At 70.0% G+C, this 17,996-nt stretch carries 16 protein-coding genes; 4 read left to right on the forward strand and 12 right to left on the reverse strand.

The window, feature by feature from the left end:
* The first annotated feature begins 113 nt into the window (after window positions 1-113).
* On the forward strand, window positions 114-1,775 hold the full coding sequence (locus AC1MLT_RS08960) for a Na/Pi cotransporter family protein (RefSeq protein WP_481031944.1): 1,662 nt from the start codon (window positions 114-116) through the stop codon (window positions 1,773-1,775).
* 21 nt (window positions 1,776-1,796) lie between these two features.
* On the opposite strand, the gene AC1MLT_RS08965 is transcribed toward AC1MLT_RS08960, so the two are convergent.
* Window positions 1,797-2,870 carry a bile acid:sodium symporter family protein gene (locus AC1MLT_RS08965; RefSeq protein ID WP_481031945.1) on the reverse strand — a complete coding sequence of 358 codons (1,074 nt, stop codon included), beginning with the start codon at window positions 2,868-2,870 and terminating at the stop codon, window positions 1,797-1,799.
* A gap of 70 nt (window positions 2,871-2,940) precedes the next feature.
* On the opposite strand from AC1MLT_RS08965, the gene AC1MLT_RS08970 reads away from it, so the two are divergent.
* Window positions 2,941-3,879: a LysR family transcriptional regulator gene (locus AC1MLT_RS08970; RefSeq protein ID WP_481031946.1), complete on the forward strand. Its 939-nt coding sequence runs from the start codon at window positions 2,941-2,943 to the stop codon at window positions 3,877-3,879.
* Here AC1MLT_RS08970 and AC1MLT_RS08975 read toward each other — a convergent pair.
* A complete protein-coding gene (locus AC1MLT_RS08975) occupies window positions 3,869-4,861 on the reverse strand; it encodes a quinone oxidoreductase family protein (protein WP_481031947.1) in 993 nt (330 codons plus the stop codon). The two genes, AC1MLT_RS08970 and AC1MLT_RS08975, sit on opposite strands and share 11 nt — an antisense overlap.
* Window positions 4,862-4,953: 92 nt before the next feature.
* Between AC1MLT_RS08975 and AC1MLT_RS08980 the strand changes: the two genes are divergently transcribed.
* Entirely contained in the window at window positions 4,954-5,862 is a 909-nt protein-coding gene (locus AC1MLT_RS08980; protein ID WP_481031948.1) for a DMT family transporter, read from the forward strand.
* 163 nt (window positions 5,863-6,025) lie between these two features.
* Here AC1MLT_RS08980 and AC1MLT_RS08985 read toward each other — a convergent pair whose 3' ends face one another.
* The 4 genes from AC1MLT_RS08985 to AC1MLT_RS09000 form a co-directional block, all read right to left on the reverse strand.
* Entirely contained in the window at window positions 6,026-6,850 is an 825-nt protein-coding gene (locus AC1MLT_RS08985; protein WP_481031949.1) for an SDR family oxidoreductase, read from the reverse strand.
* Between the two features lie 19 nt (window positions 6,851-6,869).
* Window positions 6,870-7,769 carry a DMT family transporter gene (locus AC1MLT_RS08990; RefSeq protein ID WP_481031950.1) on the reverse strand — a complete coding sequence of 300 codons (900 nt, stop codon included), beginning with the start codon at window positions 7,767-7,769 and terminating at the stop codon, window positions 6,870-6,872.
* 126 nt (window positions 7,770-7,895) lie between these two features.
* Entirely contained in the window at window positions 7,896-9,509 is a 1,614-nt protein-coding gene (locus AC1MLT_RS08995; protein ID WP_481031951.1) for a gamma-glutamyltransferase family protein, read from the reverse strand.
* Between the two features lie 59 nt (window positions 9,510-9,568).
* A complete protein-coding gene (locus tag AC1MLT_RS09000; protein ID WP_481031952.1) occupies window positions 9,569-10,540 on the reverse strand; it encodes a tripartite tricarboxylate transporter substrate binding protein in 972 nt (323 codons plus the stop codon).
* Between the two features lie 109 nt (window positions 10,541-10,649).
* On the opposite strand from AC1MLT_RS09000, the gene AC1MLT_RS09005 reads away from it, so the two are divergent.
* Complete coding sequence (locus tag AC1MLT_RS09005) at window positions 10,650-11,576, forward strand: LysR family transcriptional regulator (protein WP_481031953.1); 927 nt, start codon at window positions 10,650-10,652, stop codon at window positions 11,574-11,576.
* Window positions 11,577-11,592: 16 nt separating this feature from the next.
* On the opposite strand, the gene AC1MLT_RS09010 is transcribed toward AC1MLT_RS09005, so the two are convergent.
* The 6 genes from AC1MLT_RS09010 to AC1MLT_RS09035 all read right to left on the reverse strand — a co-directional run bounded on the left by AC1MLT_RS09010 (window position 11,593) and on the right by AC1MLT_RS09035 (window position 17,944).
* Window positions 11,593-13,104 (reverse strand): tripartite tricarboxylate transporter permease, encoded by a 1,512-nt coding sequence (locus AC1MLT_RS09010; protein WP_481031954.1) that lies wholly within the window; start codon window positions 13,102-13,104, stop codon window positions 11,593-11,595.
* Window positions 13,105-13,115: 11 nt separating this feature from the next.
* Window positions 13,116-13,604 carry a tripartite tricarboxylate transporter TctB family protein gene (locus AC1MLT_RS09015; RefSeq protein ID WP_481031955.1) on the reverse strand — a complete coding sequence of 163 codons (489 nt, stop codon included), beginning with the start codon at window positions 13,602-13,604 and terminating at the stop codon, window positions 13,116-13,118.
* An 83-nt stretch (window positions 13,605-13,687) separates the two neighbouring features.
* Window positions 13,688-15,511 (reverse strand): type IV pilus assembly ATPase TfpB, encoded by a 1,824-nt coding sequence (gene tfpB / locus AC1MLT_RS09020; RefSeq protein WP_481031956.1) that lies wholly within the window; start codon window positions 15,509-15,511, stop codon window positions 13,688-13,690.
* A gap of 28 nt (window positions 15,512-15,539) precedes the next feature.
* Window positions 15,540-16,298: a class I SAM-dependent methyltransferase gene (locus AC1MLT_RS09025; RefSeq protein WP_481031957.1), complete on the reverse strand. Its 759-nt coding sequence runs from the start codon at window positions 16,296-16,298 to the stop codon at window positions 15,540-15,542.
* 280 nt (window positions 16,299-16,578) lie between these two features.
* On the reverse strand, window positions 16,579-16,980 hold the full coding sequence (locus AC1MLT_RS09030) for a hypothetical protein (protein ID WP_481031958.1): 402 nt from the start codon (window positions 16,978-16,980) through the stop codon (window positions 16,579-16,581).
* A gap of 112 nt (window positions 16,981-17,092) precedes the next feature.
* Entirely contained in the window at window positions 17,093-17,944 is an 852-nt protein-coding gene (locus tag AC1MLT_RS09035; RefSeq protein ID WP_481031959.1) for a TatD family hydrolase, read from the reverse strand.
* Window positions 17,945-17,996: the final 52 nt, after the last annotated feature.

Raw genomic sequence — 17,996 nt, forward strand, 5'->3', positions numbered from 1 at the left:
GAAGCCCTGGCGGCGCGGATCGAACGAATGCGGCATTTCTAGGACAGCTGGCCGAACCAATCGTGCCGACAATGAACCTGTCGAACACGCACCGAGAAAGTCCTCCGCCGTCCATGAAACATCTGCTGAACCTGCTGGCGGCCATCGCCCTCCTCGTCTGGGGCACCCACCTCGTACGCACCGGCGTGCTGCGCGTCTTTGGCGCCAACCTGCGCACCCTGCTGGCGAGCGGCATGCGCAACCGCTTCACCGCCGCGCTCTCGGGCATCGGCGTGACGGCGCTGGTGCAGTCGAGCACCGCGACGTCGCTGATGACCTCGTCCTTCGTCGGCCAGGGCCTGATCGCGCTGCCGGCGGCGCTGGCGGTGATGCGCGGCGCCGACATCGGCACGGCCCTGATGTCGGTGCTGTTCTCGACCGACCTGTCGTGGCTGTCCCCGTTGTTCATCTTCGTCGGCGTGGTGCTCTCGATCACGCGGCCGGCCAGCCCGGCCGGGCGCTTCGGGCGCGTGCTGATCGGGCTCGGCCTCATGCTGCTGGCCTTGCGCCTGGTGGTGGAGGCGACCGGGCCCTTGTTCGAGTCGGCCGCGATGCGCGCCGTGCTGGCCTCCATCAGCAGCGACGTGCTGCTCGAGGTCACCATCGGCGCGGCCTTCGCCGTCGTCGCGTATTCGAGCCTGGCGGTGGTGCTGCTGGTCGCGGCGATGGCCAGCTCGGCGGTGGTGCCGCTGGACGTGGCGCTGGGCCTGGTGCTGGGCGCCAACCTCGGCAGCGGCGTGCTGGCCGTGCTCACCACGGCCAAGTCGGAGATCGCGGTGCGGCAGGTCACGGTGGGCAACCTGATCTTCAAGTTGCTGGGCGTGGCGGTGGCGATCCCCTTCATCGACCTGTACCTGGCGCACGCGCGGCCCTACATGGCCGACGCGACGCAGCTGGTGGTGCTCTACCACCTGGCGTTCAACGTGGTGGTCAGCATCGGCTTCATCGGGCTGACCGGCTGGGTCGCCGGGCTGGTCAAGCGCCTGATGCCGGTGCCCAAGCAGTCGTCGTCGACCTCGCGGCCGCAGCACCTGGACCCGTCGGCGCTGTCCACGCCCTCGCTGGCGATCTCCAACGCGGCGCGCGAGGCCCTGCACCAGGCCGACATCGTCGAGACCATGCTGATCGGCATGCTCAACGTCATCCGCCACAACGACCTGCGCCTGGCCGACGAGCTGCGCAAGCTCGACGACACGGTCGACCGGCTCTACTCCGACATCAAGTACTACCTGACCAAGATCTCGCGCGAGGCGCTGGGCGAGGAGGAGAGCAAGCGCTGGACCGACATCATCAGCTTCACCATCAACATGGAGCAGGTCGGCGACATCATCGAGCGCGTGATCATCGACATCGAGGACAAGAAGATCAAGCCGAAGCGCAACTTCTCCCCCGCCGGCATGGCCGAGATCGTCGAGCTGCACGAGCGGCTGGTGGCCAACCTGCGCCTGGGGATGAGCGTGTTCCTCAACGGCAACGTGCGTGACGCCCAGAAGCTGCTGGAGGAGAAGGCGCGCTTCCGCGACCTGGAGCGCGCCTATGCCGGCACCCACCTGAGCCGTCTGATGGACCGCACCACGCCCAGCATGGAGACGAGTTCGCTGCACATCGACCTGATCAGCGACCTCAAGCGCATCAACTCGCACATCTGCTCGATCGCCTACCCGATCCTCGACTCGGCCGGCGCGCTGGCACCCAGCCGCCTGCGCTCCTCGAGGCTGATGCCGCTGGACCCCTGAATCCCGGGGCCGCCGGGTCCGCTAGGTCCGCGTCCGGCCCGGGGCCACGGGCACCGTTGATGCCGATGCCGATGCCGATGCCGGCACGGCCGCCGACGGAGCCGGCAGGACGGCCTCCTCGCCGGCTTCCGGCGGCCGCCGCGCATAGCGCTGCGCCAGCACCGCGCAGACCATCAGCTGCATCTGGTGGAACAGCATCAGCGGCAGCACGATGGTGCCCACCGTGGCGGCCGCGAACAGCACGTGCGCCATCGGGATGCCGCTGGCCAGGCTCTTCTTGGAGCCACAGAACACGATCGTGATCTCGTCGGCCTTGCTGAAGCCGAGCCGGCGCGCGGTCCAGGTGGTCACGGTCAGCGCCAGCGCCAGCAGCACGGCGCACACGCCCAGCAGGCCGACCAGCGCGCTCGGCGGGACCTGCTTCCACAGGCCCTCGATGACGGCGGCGCTGAAGGCGGTGTAGACCACCAGTAGGATCGAGCTGCGGTCGACCAGTGTCAGCACCTTGGCGTGCTTCTTGACCCAGCCGCCGATCAGCGGGCGCAGCAGGTGGCCGGCCACGAACGGCGCCATCAGCTGCAGCAGGATGCTGCCGATCGATTCGAGCGAGGCGGCGGCGCCGGCGCCGTCGGTCGACACCAGCAGCCCGACCAGCAGCGGCGTGATGAACACGCCCAGCACGGTCGAGGCCGACGCGCTGCACACCGCCGCCGGGATGTTGCCGCGCGCCATCGAGGTGAAGGCGATGGCCGACTGCACGGTCGCCGGCAGCACGCACAGGTACATCACGCCGACATAGAGCGCCGGCGTCACCAGCGGCGCGAGCACCGGCCGCAGTAGCAGTCCCAGCAGCGGGAACAGCACGAAGGTGCAGGCGAAGATCAACAGGTGCAGCCGCCAGTGCCCGGCGCCGGCCAGGATGGCCTCGCGCGAGAGCTTGGCGCCGTGCAGGAAGAACAGCAGCCCGATCGCGAAGGTCGTCACGTACTTGGCGTAGACCGCCATGTCGCCGGAGACCGGCAGGAGACTCGCGGCCACCACGGTAGCGACGAGGGCGAGGGTGAAGTTGTCGGGGAGGAAGCGTGAGCGTGCCATGGAGCCGATTGGACCCGGGGCGGGGCCGAAAGGGAAATGGATTTATCTGATGGTTCTATGATTCCAGCGCATGAATGTCACGCTGCGCCAGCTCCGGGTGTTCCGCGCCGCCGCGCAGGAGCGCAATTTCAGCCGGGCCGGCGCCGCCGTCGGACTCACCCAGCCGGCGGTCAGCCGCTCGATCCTCGAACTCGAGTCGCAGCTCGGCCTCAAGCTGCTCGACCGCACCACGCGCGAGGTGGTGCTGACCGAGGCCGGCGCCTCGCTGGCGGCGCGCCTGGACCGCGTGCTCGACGAACTCGACCAGACCCTGCAGGATGTCAGCGGCATGGCCAGCGGCCGGCGCGGCAAGGTGCGCGTGGCCAGCAGCCCGACGTTGTCGGCGCACCTGATGCCCGCCTGCATCGCCGCCTGCGCCCGGCGCGAGCCCGACATCGAGCTGGTGCTGCTCGACCGCGTGCAGCAGGACGTGCTGGACAGCGTGCGGGGCGGCGAGGTGGACTTCGGCGTCGTGATCGAGCCCTCGGCGGCCGACGACCTGCAGAGCGAGACCATCCTGGTCGACCCGTTCGTCCTGGTGGTGGCGCCCGACCACGCCTGGGCGCGACGGCGCGGCGTGCGCTGGCAGGAACTCGCCGACCGGCCGCTGGTGCTGCTCGATCACTCGTCGGGCAGCCGTCGCCTGATCGACGATGCCCTGCGCGCCCATGGCGTGGTGCCGCGCGTGGCGCAGCAGCTGGGCCATCCGACGACCGTCTTCCGCATGATCGAGGCTGGCATCGGCATCGGCGTCATGCCGGCGCTGGCGGCGCCGCCGCGCGGGCTGGCGCCCCTGCGGGTGCTGCCGCTCGCGCCCCGGGTGCAGCGCCGCGTGATGCTGGTGCACCGGCGCAACCGGGTGCCGTCGCCCCTCGCGCAGCGCGTCTGGCGGCTGATCGCCGACGTGGCCCGGGACGGCGATGGCGTCCCGGATCCGGCGGCCGACGACGCGGTGGCGGCTACAGGGTGAGGATGGTGCAGCCGGTGGTCTTGCGCGCCTCGAGGTCGCGATGCGCCTGCTGAATGTCCTCGAGCGCATAGCGCTGGCCGATGGCGATCTCGACGGCGCCGCTCTGCACGACGTCGAACAGGTCGTCGGCCATCGCCTGCGTGGCCTCGCGCGTGGCGATGTGGGTGAACAACGTCGGCCGGGTGACGTAGAGCGAACCCTTGGCGGCCAGCAGGCCCAGGTTGATCGGTGGCACCGGACCGGAGCCGTTGCCGAAGATCGCCAGCAGGCCGAAGGGCCGCAGGCTGTCGACCGAGCCCTCGAAGGTGTCCTTGCCGACCGAGTCGTAGACCACCTTCACGCCCTGGCCGCCGGTGATCTCGCGCACGCGGGCGGCGAAGTCGGGGGTGGTGGTGTAGTTGATGGCGTGGGCCGCGCCGTGCGCCAGCGCCAAGTCGCACTTGGCATCCGAGCCGGCCGTGCCGATGAGCCGCAGGCCCAGGGCCCTGGCCCACTGGCAGGCGATCAGGCCGACGCCGCCGGCGGCGGCGTGGAACAGCACGAAGTCGCCCGGCTGCAGGCCCTCGACCGGCAAGGTCTTCTTCAGCAGGTACTGCGCGGTCAGGCCCTTGAGCATCATGGCCGCGCCGGTCTCGAAGGAGATCGCGTCGGGCAGCCGGCAGACGCACTTGGCGGGCATCACGCGCGCCTCGCAGTAGGCGCCGGGCGGCTGGCTGGCATAGGCGGCGCGATCGCCCTCGCGCAGGTGCGTGACGCCCTCGCCCACCGCCTCGACGATGCCGGCGGCCTCCATGCCCAGGCGCAGCGGCATCGCGAACGGATAGAGGCCGCTGCGCTGGTAGGTGTCGATGAAGTTCAGGCCCACCGCCCGGTGACGGATGCGGATCTCGCCGGGACCGGGATCGCCGACCTCCGCCTCGACGATCTTCAGTTCTTCGGGACCGCCGGCGCGGTCGATCTGGACGGCTCGGGTTGTGCTCATCGGTGCATGCCTCGGGTTGTGGGAAACGGGAAAAGCGTCTCGCATACTGCCACGCGAGCGCTGGTCCCGTCGACCGCTAAAGTCCTGCCCCTATGACCCCGAATCCCACCCGCCTGACGCCCGCCACCGCCCTGCTGCTGACGGTGCCGCCGCTGCTGTGGGCCGGCAACGCGGTGGTCGGCCGCCTGCTGCGCGATGCGATCTCGCCGCTCACCCTCAACTTCGCCCGCTGGGGCCTGGCCCTGGTGCTGCTGCTGCCATTGGCCGCGGTCGTGCTGCGCGGCGCGAGCCCGCTGTGGGCGCACTGGCGGCGCTATGCCATGCTCGGCCTGCTGGGCATCGGGCTCTACAACGCCCTGCAGTACCTGGCCCTGCAGACCTCCTCGGCCCTGAACGTGACCCTCGTCGGCGCCAGCCTGCCGTTCTGGATGCTGGCGGTGGGCACCTTGTGCTTCGGCCAGCGGGTGCGCCCGGCGCAGGTCGCCGGCGCCGTGCTGTCCATGATCGGCGTGCTGCTGGTGCTGGGCCAGGGCGACTGGCGCCACCTGCTGGCGCTGCGACTGGTGCCGGGCGACCTCTACATGATGCTGGCGACGGCCTGCTGGGCCTTCTACAGCTGGCTGCTGGTGGGCACGCGCGAGCCGGCCGGCATCCGCCAGGACTGGGCCGCGTTCCTGCTGGCGCAGGTGGTCTTCGGCGCGGCGTGGTCGGGCGTGTTCGCACTGGGCGAGTGGGGCCTGGGCGCGGGTCGCCTCGAGGCCGGCTGGACGCTCGCCGCCGCCCTCGCCTTCATCGCCATCGGCCCGGCGGTGATCGCCTTCCGCTGCTGGAGCGGCGGCGTGCAGCGCGCCGGCCCGACGGCGGCGGCCTTCTTCATCAACCTCACCCCGCTCTTCGCCGCCCTGCTCTCGGCCGCCTTCCTGCACGAACTCCCGCACTGGTACCACGGCGCCGCCTTCGCCCTGATCGTCGGCGGCATCGTGCTCTCCTCGCGCAAGTAGCCCCCAGCCCTTGCTCTCCTCACCCTCACCCTCACTCCGGCCACCCGTTCACCATCGCGCCCAGGCAAGGGCACCGAAGATCCGGCTCCGCCGGTCTTCCAGTGCCGCCCCCTGCAAGGGGGTGGGCGAAGCGACACGCAGTGCGCGCAGCCTGGGGGTGGGCTCAGTACGTTCCGGGGTAGGCGCCGCCGTCGGCCAGCACGTTCTGGCCGGTGACATAGCCGGCCTGCAGGCTGCACAGGAAGGCGCAGATGGCGCCGAACTCCTCGGCATTGCCGAAGCGGCCGGCCGGGATGGTCTTGCGGCGATTGGCGCGGATCGCCTCGACGTCCTGGCCCGACTTCTTCGCCGCCCCGGCCATGGTGCCCTTCAGGCGATCGGTGTCGAAGGCGCCGGGCAGCAGGTTGTTGATCGTCACGCCCTTGGCGGCGATGGGCGTGCGCGCCACGCCGGCGACGAAGCCGGTCAGGCCGCTGCGCGCGCCATTGGACAAGCCCAGGATGTCGATCGGCGACTTCACCGAGCTCGACGTGATGTTCACGATGCGGCCATAGCCGCGCTCGGCCATGCCGTCGACCGTCGCCTTGATCAGCTCGATCGGCGTCAGCATGTTGGCGTCGACCGCCTTGATCCAGGCCTCGCGGTCCCAGTCGCGGAAGTCGCCCGGCGGCGGACCGCCGGCATTGGTGACGACGATGTCGTAGTCGGCCTGCGCGGCGAAGGCGGCGGCGCGGCCCTCGGGCGTGGTGATGTCGGCGGCGACCTGCCGCACGAAGGGCCGCTCGGCCCCGGCCCTGTCGCGCGTCGCGGCGGCGTATTCGGCGGCGACCATCTCCAGCCGCGCGGCGGCGGTGGCCAATGCCTCGGCGCCGCGCGCCACGATCACCACGTTCACGCCCTCGCGCACCAGCGCCTCGGCGCAACCCAGGCCGAGTCCCTTGCTCGCGCCGCATACCAGGGCCGTGCGGCCCGCGATTCCGAAGTCCATGTGTCGATTCCCGTGGGCGCTAGCGCCCGGTTCTTGTGAAGACGAAGATGCCTGCGATCACCAGCAGCGTGCCGGTGGCGGTCCAGGCGGTGAAAGGTTCGCCGAGTATGACGACGCCCATCAGGATGGTCGATACCGGGCCGACCATGCCGGTCTGCGCCGCCATCGCCGGACCGATGCGCTCGATGGCCATCATCACCGCCAGCACCGGCAGCGCGGTGCAGACGACGGCATTGAGCAGCGACAGCCAGATCACGGCCGGCGCCAGCGTCTGCACGCTGCCGAGCGGCCGCAGCACCAGGAACTGCACGATGCACAGCACGCAGGCCACGCTGGTCGCGAGCCCGACCAGCCGCAGCGAGCCCAGCCGCTTGACGAATTCGCCACTCGCGATCATGTAGACGGCATAGCTCACCGCGCTCAGGAACACCAGCAGCGTGCCCCAGGCCGTCGCCGAGGCCTCGCCGATCCTGACCTCGTGGCCGAACACCACCAGCGCCCCCGCGTAGCTGATCGCCATGCCCAGGGCCTGCCAGCGCGTGATGCGGCGCCGGTAGAGCAGCCAGCCCAGCAGCAGCACCAGCGTCGGGTTGAGATACAGGATCAGGCGCTCCAGGCCGGCCGTGATGTAGGCCAGCCCGGCGAAATCGAGAAAGCTCGACAGGTAGTAGCCCGAGAATCCCAGGCCCGCCACCCCGGCCCAGTCGCGCCGCGTCAAGGCGGGCTTCCCGCGCCCCGCCCACCATGCCATGCCCAGGAACAGCGGCAGCGCGAACAGCATCCGCAGCATGATCAGCGTCACCGCGTCCATCCCGTGCCGGTACGCCAGCTTGACGATGATCGCCTTGCCGCTGAATGCGATCGCCCCCAGCGCCGCCAGCGCCAGCCCGACCCCGCGCCGCTGCTCAGCAGTCCTCACGCCCACCCCTCACCCTCGGCGCACCTCATCCCGGAAACACCGCGGACCTGGCTCCGCCAGTCCGCCAGTGTTGCCCCCGGCAGGGGGTGGGCGGCCACACGAAGTGGGCAAGCCTGGGGGCGAGCATCAGAACCCGGCGGCGACGCCGTCGCGGCGGGGATCGCTGGCGGCCACGTAGCCCTCGACCGCCGGGTCGCCCGCGCGCCAGATGAACTGCCCGGCGCCGAAGTCCTGGTAGGAGTCGTTGATGACATCCATCTCGTGGCCGAGCGCCGCCAGGCCCTGCACCGTCTGCGGATTCATGGCCGCCTCGACATTCAGGTTGAGGCCGGTGTTGAAGCGCCAGCGCGGCGCGTCGCAGGCCGCCTGCGGGCTCTGCCCATGGTCGAGGATGCGCACCAGCGTCTGCATGTGGCCCTGCGGCTGCATGTTGCCGCCCATGACGCCGAAGCTCATGACCGGCTGGCCGTCCTTGGTGAGGAAGGCCGGGATGATGGTATGGAAGGGACGCTTGCCCGGCGCCACGACGTTCGGGCTGTCGGCCTGGAGGCTGAAGCCATGGCCGCGGTTCTGCAGGCTGATGCCGAAGCCGGGTTCGACGCAGCCCGAGCCGAAGCCCATGTAGTTGCTCTGGATGAAGCTGACCATCATGCCGCTCTCGTCGGCCGCCGTGAGGTAGATGGTGCCGCCCTTGACCGGGTTGCCGGCCTGGAAGTCCTGCGCCTTGTTCACGTCGATGAGTCTCGCACGCGAGGCCAGGTAGGCGTCATCGAGCATTTGCGCGGGGGTCAGCGTCATCGACGATGGCTCCGACACATAGCGGTAGACATCGGCGAAGGCCAGCTTCATGGCCTCGATCTGCAGGTGCTGCGACTCGACCGAGTCGACCCGCAGCGACGCCATGTCGAACTTCTCCAGGATGCCCAGCGCGATCAGCGCGGCGATGCCCTGGCCGTTGGGCGGGATCTCGTGCAGCGTGTGGCCGCGATAGTCGCGCGAGATCGGCGTCACCCATTCCGGCTGGTAGGCCGCCAGGTCCTCGACCGTGAGCGCGCCGCCCTGCTCGTCGGAGAACTTCGCCAGCGCGTGGGCGATCTCGCCGCTGTAGAAGGCCTCGCCCTCGGTCTGCGCGATGGCCCGCAGCGCCCGCCCGGCGGCGGCGAAGCGGAACAGCTCGCCCACCTCGGGCGCCCGGCCCCAGGGCAGGAAGGCCTGGGCGAAGCCCGGCTGCGCCTGCAGGATCGGCGTGCCGGCGGCCCACTTCTGCTGCACCACCGGTGGCACCAGGTAGCCGCGCTCGGCGATGTCGATGGCGGGTGCGAACAGGTCGGCGAATGGCAGCTTGCCGAAGCGCTTGCTCAGGGCGACCCAGCCGCGCACGGCGCCCGGCACGGTGACCGAGTCGATGCCGCGCATCGGGGGCGCCAGGACGCCATCGCCATACTTCCTGAGGAAGTACTCGCGCGTCCAGGCCCGGGGCGCCGGACCCGAGGCATTGAGGCCATGGAGTTGCTCGCCGTCCCAGAGGATCGCGAAGGCATCGCTGCCCAGGCCGTTGCTGACCGGCTCGACCAGCGTCATGACGGCCGCCGTGGCGATCGCGGCGTCGACCGCGTTGCCGCCCTGCTGCAGGATGCGCAGGCCGGCCTGCGCGGCCAGCGGGTGCGAGGTCGACACGACGTTGCGCGCAAACACCGGGATGCGGGCGGAGAGATAGGGATTGGCGTGATCGAATTTCATGGTGAGGCTGTCTGTCTCGTTCTTGGAAAGGAGGAAGGGATCGCGGCCGCCGCGTGCGCTCAGTCGCCCTTGATGTGGCGCTCGACGACGGTCTTCTTCCACTTGGCGGCATCGGTGGCCACCATCGTGGCGAGCTGCTGCGGCGTGCTGGTGACCGGCTCGATGCCCAGGCGCGCGAGCTTGTCCTTGACCTCCGGATCGGCCAGGGCCTGGTTGGCGGCGGCATTGACGCGCGCGACGATGTCGCCCGGCAGCGCCTTCGGCCCGTACAGGCCGAACCAGGTGCTCGACTCGAAGCCCGGGAGCGTGTCGGCGATCGGCGGCAGCTCGGGCGCGAGCGGACTGCGCTTCTGCGAGGTCACGCCCAGCGCGCGCAGGCGGCCATCGCGCACGTGCGGCATGCCCGTGGGCAGCGAGTCGAACAGCACGTCGACATTGCCGGCGATGAGGTCGGGAATGGCCAGCGCCGTGCCCTTGTAGGGGATGTGCGTGACGAACACGCCGGCCTGCGCCTTGAACAGCTCGGCGGTGAGCTGCACGATGGTGCCGTTGCCGCTGGAGGCGTAGTTGAGCCGGCCGGGATTCTTCTTCGCGTAGTCGATCCATTCGCGCACCGTCCTGGCCGGCGAGTCGTTGGGCACCAGCATGATGCTCGGCGCGTTGCCCACGTGCGCGATCGGCGTGAAGTCGCGCACCGTGTCGTAGGGCAGCTTCTGGCCCATGGCCGGGCCGATCGAATGCGTGCTGGTGGTGACCAGCAGCAGCGTGTAGCCGTCGGGCGGCGCCTTGGCCGCCAGGTCCGAGCCGATGGCGCCACCGGCGCCGGGCTTGTTGTCGATGACCAGCGACGCGCCCAGGCGCTCGCCCATCTTCTGCGCCAGCGTGCGCGCGAACAGGTCGGTGGCGCCGGCGGCCGGGAACGGCACGATCAGGCGGATCGGCTTGGCCGGCCAGGCCTGCGCCAGGCTGGCCGAGGCGGCGGCGGCGCACAGCGCGAGTGCCATGCCCTGGAGGAACCGGAGTCGCTTCATGAGGGGGTCGATTCTGCGAGATGAGGATGCGGGGACGGGACTCGCCATCCTAGGCAACGCGTTGACATCAAAACAGATAATTCAACTTATTCGACTATGAACGGGATTGATGTCAAGAAAAGCCAATGACGAAGTCTCGATGCAGCAGCTGCGCGCGCTGGCCGCCATCGCCGACACCGGCAGCTTCACGCTGGCGGCCGAGGCGCTGCAGCTGACCCAGCCGGCGGTCAGCCATCTCGTCAAGCGCATGGAGGAGGAGCTCGGCCAGCCGCTGGTGGTGCGCGGGCGGCGCATCCGCCTGACCGGCGCCGGCCGCATGATGGCCGACACCGCGGCGCGCGCGCTGCGCATGGTCGACGACGCGGTGGATGCCTGCCGCTCGCAGTCGCAGCTGCGCGAGGGCCAGGTGGTGCTGGCGGTCGGCCACCTGACGGCCGGCGCGCTGATGCCGGCATTGCTCGGGCGCTTCTCGCGCGCCCATCCGCAGCTCGCCATCACGCTGCTGGACAGCACGGCCGAGCAGATGATGTCGCGCGTGCTGGCGCGCGAGGCCGACCTGGGCTTCGGCTCGGACATCGGCCAGAAGCATTCCGAACTCGCGACCGAGGCCTTGTTCTCCGAGGCGATGGCCCTGTTCCTGCGCGACGACCATCCGCTGGCGCGGCAGTCCGTGGTGGAGGCCGAACAGCTGGAGACCCTGGACTTCATCCACGTGAACCGCGACGCCACGGTCTGGCGCGCCATCAGCGCGCAGCTCGCGGGCGTGGCGCATGTCTATCCGCGGGTGGTGCAGCATGTCTCGATGCTGTCGACCGCCTTCGGCATGGTGCAGTCGGGAGCGGGCGTGGCGTTGTTGCCGCGCTATGTGGAGATCCTGATGCCAGGCAACCTGAGGGCCGTGGCGGTGGCGAATCCGACGCTGGAGTTTCCGGTCGTGGCCATTCGCCTGGCCAAGCATCCGCTCAGTCCGGCCGCCATGGCGTTTCTCGCCATGGCGCGGCAGCACATGAAGCCGCCGCGCAAGGACCGGAGCTGAGGGAGGCGGTCGGGGATCAGTCCTCGACGAAGGCTTCTTCGCGCTTGGACTTCACGGCCGGCAGCAGCACGATCACCAGCAGCAGGGCCGCGGCGGCGAGCAGGCCGAGCGAGATCGGACGCGTGACGAACACGCTCCAGTCGCCGCGCGAGAGCAGCAGCGCGCGACGCAGGTTCTCTTCCATCATTGGGCCCAGGATGAAGCCCAGCAGCAGCGGCGCGGGTTCGCAGCCGAGCTTGAAGAAGGTGTAGCCGACCAGACCGAAGATGCCCACCATCCAGATGTCGAAGGTGTTGTTGTTGGTCGAGTACACGCCGATGGCGCAGAACAGCACGATGGCCGGGAACAGGAACTTGTAGGGCACCGACAGCAGCTTGATCCACATGCCGATCAGCGGCAGGTTCAGGATGACCAGCATCGCGTTGCCGAGCCACATCGAGGCGATCAGGCCCCAGAACAGTTCGGGGTTGCTGGTCATGACCTGCGGACCCGGCTGGATGTTGTGGATCGTCATCGCGCCCACCATCAGCGCCATCACGGCGTTGGGCGGGATGCCCAGCGTCAGCAGCGGGATGAAGGAGGTCTGCGCGCCGGCGTTGTTGGCCGCCTCGGGTGCCGCGACGCCGCGGATGTTGCCCTTGCCGAAGGGCACTTCGCCCGGGTTCAGCTTGGTCTTCTTCTCGATGGTGTAGGCCGCGAAGGCCGCCAGCAGCGCGCCGCCGCCGGGCAGGATGCCCAGGGACGCGCCGAGTGCCGTGCCGCGCAGGACCGCGGGCACCATGCGCTTGAAGTCCTCCTTGGTCGGCATCAGGCCGGAGACCTTGGCCGTGAAGACCTCGCGGTCCTCTTCCGGACGCGACAGGTTGGCGATGATCTCGCCGTAGCCGAACACGCCCATGGCGATGGCCACGAAGCCGATGCCGTCGGTCAGCTCGGGGATGTCGAAGCTGAAGCGGGCGACGCCCGAGTTCACGTCGGTGCCGACCAGGCCCATCAGCAGGCCCAGCACGATCATCGCGATGGCCTTGAGCAGCGAGCCCGAAGCCAGCACCACGGCGCCGATCAGGCCCAGGATCATCAGCGAGAAGTACTCGGCCGGGCCGAACTTGAAGGCGATCTCGGTCAGGGGCGGCGCGAAGGCGGCCAGGATCAGCGTGCCGACGCAGCCGGCGAAGAACGAGCCCAGGCCGGCGGCCGCGAGCGCGGGACCCGCCCGCCCTCGTCGCGCCATCTGGTAGCCGTCGATCACGGTCACGACGGAGGACGATTCACCCGGCAGGTTGACCAGGATGGCGGTGGTGGAGCCGCCGTACTGCGCGCCGTAGTAGATGCCGGCCAGCATGATGAGGGCCGAGACGGGCGGCAGCGCGTAGGTGGCGGGCAGCAGCATCGCGATCGTCGCGACGGGGCCGATGCCGGGCAGCACGCCGATCAGCGTACCCAGGATACAGCCGACCAGGCAGTACAGCAGGTTCGTGAAGGTGAACGCGACGCCGAAGCCCAGCGAGAGGTTGTTGATCAGATCCATTTTTGTATTCCTCAGCCGGTGATGAAGGTCGGCCAGACCTGGATCTGGAGCTTGAGCGCCCAGATGAAGGCGATGTAGCTGCCGATCGCCAGGACGGTCGCGAGGATCAGCACCTTCTTGAGGTCGAACTCGTTGCCCGCCAGGCTGGAGATGAGCACCAGCGCGTAGATGGCGATGATCATTCCCATGGCCGGGACGCCCACGCTCGGCAGGCCGCCCAGCAGGACACCGAAGGCCAGGTTGGCGCCCAGGATGAAGACGACCTGCTTCCAGGCCCACTTCCCGATGTGCTCGCCATCGTTGGTCTCCACGGTCAGGGATGTGAACATGATGCCGGCGCCGATGACCGCCATCAGGATGCCCAGCATCAGCGGGAAGTAGCCCGGGCCCATGCGTGCGCCACTGCCCACGTTGTAGGTCGACGCACCCCACGCGAAGGCGATGCCCACGGCGGTGAACATCAACCCCGAGAAAAAGTCCTTCTGACTTTTGATTTTCACGAACGGTCTCCTCGAATCAATCGAACGGCAGATTCTCAGTGGGGGAGATCAGCCGTTCGATGTGGATTCCACCTAGCCAGCGCCTAGGGATTACCCCGGCCCGGAGCCTGTTCCAGCGGGGGCGTCGCGCTCAGGACCTCCTCGATGGTGGTCAGGCCCTCGGCCACGCGCAGGGCGCCGGCCAGGCGCAGCGGGCGCATGCCATCGGTCACGGCCTGGCGCCGCAGCGCGCCGAGGTCGGGCGTCTTGTCGACCCGGGTCTTGAACTCCTCGCCGATGCTCAGCAGTTCGTAGAGTCCCATGCGGCCCCGGTAGCCGGTCATGCGGCAGTCGACGCAGCCCACCGGCCGGTAGGCCCGCACGGCGCCGCTGATCTGCCAGGGCCGGACGAACTCGGCCAGCCGTTCGCGCGTCATCGTCTCGTCAGGCTGCTTGCAGTGCGGGCACAGCGTGCGCACCAGCCGCTGGGCCAGCACGCCCAGCATCACGGCATTGATGAGATAGGACGGCACGCCCAGCTCCATCATCCGCGTGATCGCGCTCGGCGCGTCGTTGGTGTGCAGGGTGCTGAAGACCAGGTGGCCGGTGAGCGCCGCCTGCACCGCCATCTCGGCCGTCGCCAGGTCGCGGATCTCGCCGACCATGATGATGTCCGGGTCCTGCCGCATCAGCGCGCGCAGACCCTCGGTGAAGCCGAAGTCCAGCTGCGGCTGGACCTGCGTCTGGTTGAAGGAGGCCTCGATCATCTCGATCGGGTCCTCGATGGTGCTGACGTTGACCTGCTCGGTCGCCACCCGCTTCAGGGTCGAGTAGAGCGTCGTCGTCTTGCCCGAGCCGGTCGGCCCGGTCACCAGCACGATGCCATGCGGCCGCGTCACCAGCCGCTCCCAGCGCTGGGCGTCGTGCTGCGAGAAGCCGAGCGCGTCGAGGTCCTTGACCGCCGTGTCGGGGTCGAAGATGCGCATCACCATCTTCTCGCCGAAGGCCGTGGGCAGGGTCGACAGCCGCATCTCGACCTCGTCGCCGCGCATGTTGCGCGTCTTGATGCGGCCGTCGAGCGGGCGCCGCTTCTCCACCACGTCCATGCGTCCGAGCAGTTTGATGCGCGCCACCATCGCGTTCATGACGCCCATGGGCATCTGGTAGGCCGGGTGCAGCACGCCGTCGATGCGGAAGCGGATCACGCCCTGCTCGCGCCGCGGCTCCAGGTGGATGTCGCTGGCGCGCTGGTCGAAGGCGTATTGCCAGAGCCAGTCGACCACCTGCACCACGCTCTGGTCGTTGGCGTCGAGCGGGCGGGTGCTCTTGCCCAGCTCGACGAGCTGCTCGAAGCTGGCGCCGCCGGCGTTGCCACCCGACTTCTGCGCCGCGCGCACCGACTTCGCGAGCGCGAAGAACTCGGCCGTGTAGCGCTGGATGTCGGTCGGGTTGGCCACCACGCGGCGCACCGTGCGCCGCGACTGGCGCTCGACCTCGGCGATCCAGTCGGTCAGGAAGGGCTCGGCCGTCGCCACCACCACCTCGGTCGCCGAGACCTGCACCGGCAGCACCTTGTGGCGCTCGGCATAGGCCGCGCTCATGGTGTCGGCGACCTTGCCGACATCGACCTTGAGCGGATCGATGCGCAGGTAGGCCAGTGCGGCGCGGCCGGCCAGCCACTGGGTGAGCAGCTCCAGGTCGAGCGGCTTGCCATCGGCCTCGCGCGTCATCGCGACATTGGCCAGCCGCACCAGGGGCGCCTGGCGGCTGGCGGCCTGGGCGCAGCGCGCGATGGTGCGCTGCGCCTCGGATGCCGAGATCACGTGGTCCTGGGCCAGCCACTCGATGAGCTGGCGCAGCTCGAGCGGGCCTTCGTGGCGCGGGACCGGTGGCGCGGCGGCCGGCGGGGAGGGATCGCTGGTGGACATCGGTCGGTCGCCGCGGCGGCGGCGCGGTTCAGGGTTGCAGGGGCTTGAAGACCCGCAGCCACTTGGCGGCCGGCAGTCCCCAGCGGGTCTGGATGGCCTCGGCGCGCCCGGCGAGCAGGTCGCGCCTGGGGCGCGTCGGCGTGCGCTGCGCCAGCACCACCGTGTTGCCTTCGCGCGTGGGCTTGAAGGCCCACACCGCCTCGGCGCCGAAGGCGGCGGCGATCTTCTCCAGGCTGTGCTCGTAGCTCGACGAGCGGCCGAAGAGATTGACCGTCATGGCGCCCTCCTCGGTCAGCAGCGCGCGGCAGTCGGCATAGAAGTCGGCGCCGTCGAGCACCGGGGCCGCCGCCTCGTGGTCGTAGAGGTCGACCTGCAGCGCATCGACCGTCGCATGCCAGCGCGGGTCGCGGATCTCGGTGCCGGCATCGGCCAGCACGACGCGCAGCCGGGCGTCGTCGGCCGGCAGCTTGAACCAGCCCCGGCAGGCCGCGATCACCTGCGGATTGATCTCGACGGCGGTGGTGCGCATGCGCAGCTGCTTGCGGCTGAACTTGGTCAGCGTGGCGGCCCCCAGGCCCAGCTGCATCGCATGGCGCTTGGCGACGCTGGCGGGGTCGACGAACAGCAGCCAGGCCATCATGCGCTGCACGTACTCGAGCTCGATCTCGAACGGCGCGTCCATCTTCATGGAGCCCTGGATCCATTCGGTGCCCAGGTGCAGGTAGCGGATGTCGCCCCAGTCGGAGAAGTTGACTTCCGGCAATGCCGGCTTGGACCGGGGCGCCATCAGCGCCGGCCTCGCGCGGTGGCGCGCGCGGCCCGGGCCGCGGGGTGACGGACGTCCGCGGCGGACGGGGAGCGAGGGAACCGGAGGACTGGCAAGGGAAGGAGCATCCGTGAGGGGTTGACGACGAACGGGCATGGTACTGCCCCGTCCGAGCGCGGACCATGCGGACCACGCGGACGAAAAAAAACCCGCCGTGGCGGGTTGCTCCGGATCGATGGCGTGCCGGTCGATCCACCGGCCGGGCGCGCGGCGCTGAGGCCGCCCGCCGGCCGGGGCCGGATCACTTGCCGGTCGCGGCGGCGTTCTGGGCGGTACCGGGGATCTTCTCGCCGATCTTGTCGCCCGCGGCGCGGACGCCGCCGGCCGCGCGGGAGGCCGTGTTGGAGACGACGTTGCCGGTCTTCTTGGCGGCGCGCTTGGTGGCGTTGCCGGCACGCTTGGCCGTGCGCTTGGTCGCGTTGCCGGCGCGCTTGGCGCCATCGACCGCGCGTTCGCCGACGGTGGGCTGGGCCGGAGCCGCCATGGCGGGGGTGGCCGGGCGCATCGGCGCGGCCTGGGGTGCCGTCATCGGTGCCGCGGGTGCGGGACCCGGGGTGGCGGTCTGGGCCACGGCCGAGAAGCCGATGGAAGCGATGCCCAGCGCGAGGATCGCGGGAACGGTACGGATGAAAGACGATGTCATTGCAAAGCTCCAGGGAGTTGTAGTCACGGGTCGCGAACTGCGTCGCGCCGAAGGAACAACGGGCCGCCGACGGGCGCGGATGACACGCCGTCGCCGTCCGCCGCACTTTTTTTCAGGCGCCGCCGACGGCGGGCTCCAGCAGCGCGCCCAGGCGCGGCAGCGCGGCCACGGCGTTGCGCGTGGTGATCTCGGCCAGCATCTCCGGACTGGTGCCCCGCAACCCGGCCAGCACGGCGGCGATGCGCGGCAGTTCCGCCGGTTCGTTGCGCCCCTGCGCCTGCCCGGCCTCGCGCGCCTCGCGCGTCCGGTACAGCCAGTGCGGCTGGATGTCCGGCGCATCGGTCTCCATGACGATGGCCTCCGGCGGCAATGCCGTCGCGAGGCGGCGCACCTGCAGGGCCCGCTCGAAGGTCAGCGTGCCGCCGAAGCCCAGCTTCAGTCCCAGGTCGAGGCAGGCCCGTGCCTGCTGTTCGCTGCCGTTGAAGGCATGCGCGATGCCGCGCCACGGCCGCCCGCCGCCGACCTGGCGCAGGTGCTTGAGCACGCGATCGACCGAGCGCCGCACATGCACGATCACCGGCAGGTCGTGCGCGCGCGCGAGCTGCAGCTGGCCGCGGAAGAAGCGTTGCTGCCGCTCGTCGTCGAGAGCGGCAACGAAGTAGTCCAGGCCGATCTCGCCGATGGCCACCAGCCGGGGATCGTCGCGGCGCGCACGCAGCTCGGCGTCGAGCAGTTCCAGGTCGCCCTCGCGCGCCTCGCCGGTGCACAGGGGATGGATGCCCAGTGCATAGGCATCGCCCTGGCGGTGCGCGAGTTCGCGCACGATGCCGAAGTTGGCGACGGCCACCGCCGGGATCACGCACAGCGACACGCCGGCGGCCGTCGCGCGGGCCCGCACGGCGGGTTGTTCGGTGCCGAACTCCGACGCATCCAGGTGACAGTGGGTATCGATGAAACCAGTCATCGGCCCATGATGCCCGAAGGCATGCAAGGGGGCATAAAGCGTGCTACTGTGA

The organism is Variovorax sp. PEI5, from assembly GCF_056679935.1.

What these genes read in the sequence shown, in the direction of transcription:
- AC1MLT_RS09000 (WP_481031952.1), bottom strand. Translation starts at nt 10,540, where the DNA reads ATGAAGCGACTCCGGTTCCTCCAGGGCATGGCACTCGCGCTGTGCGCC.
- AC1MLT_RS08960 (WP_481031944.1), top strand. Translation starts at nt 114, where the DNA reads ATGAAACATCTGCTGAACCTGCTGGCGGCCATCGCCCTCCTCGTCTGG.
- AC1MLT_RS09025 (WP_481031957.1), bottom strand. Translation starts at nt 16,298, where the DNA reads ATGGCGCCCCGGTCCAAGCCGGCATTGCCGGAAGTCAACTTCTCCGAC.
- AC1MLT_RS08970 (WP_481031946.1), top strand. Translation starts at nt 2,941, where the DNA reads ATGAATGTCACGCTGCGCCAGCTCCGGGTGTTCCGCGCCGCCGCGCAG.
- AC1MLT_RS09010 (WP_481031954.1), bottom strand. Translation starts at nt 13,104, where the DNA reads ATGGATCTGATCAACAACCTCTCGCTGGGCTTCGGCGTCGCGTTCACC.
- AC1MLT_RS09005 (WP_481031953.1), top strand. Translation starts at nt 10,650, where the DNA reads ATGTCAAGAAAAGCCAATGACGAAGTCTCGATGCAGCAGCTGCGCGCG.
- AC1MLT_RS08980 (WP_481031948.1), top strand. Translation starts at nt 4,954, where the DNA reads ATGACCCCGAATCCCACCCGCCTGACGCCCGCCACCGCCCTGCTGCTG.
- AC1MLT_RS09035 (WP_481031959.1), bottom strand. Translation starts at nt 17,944, where the DNA reads ATGACTGGTTTCATCGATACCCACTGTCACCTGGATGCGTCGGAGTTC.
- AC1MLT_RS09030 (WP_481031958.1), bottom strand. Translation starts at nt 16,980, where the DNA reads ATGACATCGTCTTTCATCCGTACCGTTCCCGCGATCCTCGCGCTGGGC.
- AC1MLT_RS08995 (WP_481031951.1), bottom strand. Translation starts at nt 9,509, where the DNA reads ATGAAATTCGATCACGCCAATCCCTATCTCTCCGCCCGCATCCCGGTG.
- AC1MLT_RS08965 (WP_481031945.1), bottom strand. Translation starts at nt 2,870, where the DNA reads ATGGCACGCTCACGCTTCCTCCCCGACAACTTCACCCTCGCCCTCGTC.
- AC1MLT_RS08985 (WP_481031949.1), bottom strand. Translation starts at nt 6,850, where the DNA reads ATGGACTTCGGAATCGCGGGCCGCACGGCCCTGGTATGCGGCGCGAGC.
- AC1MLT_RS08975 (WP_481031947.1), bottom strand. Translation starts at nt 4,861, where the DNA reads ATGAGCACAACCCGAGCCGTCCAGATCGACCGCGCCGGCGGTCCCGAA.
- tfpB (WP_481031956.1), bottom strand. Translation starts at nt 15,511, where the DNA reads ATGTCCACCAGCGATCCCTCCCCGCCGGCCGCCGCGCCACCGGTCCCG.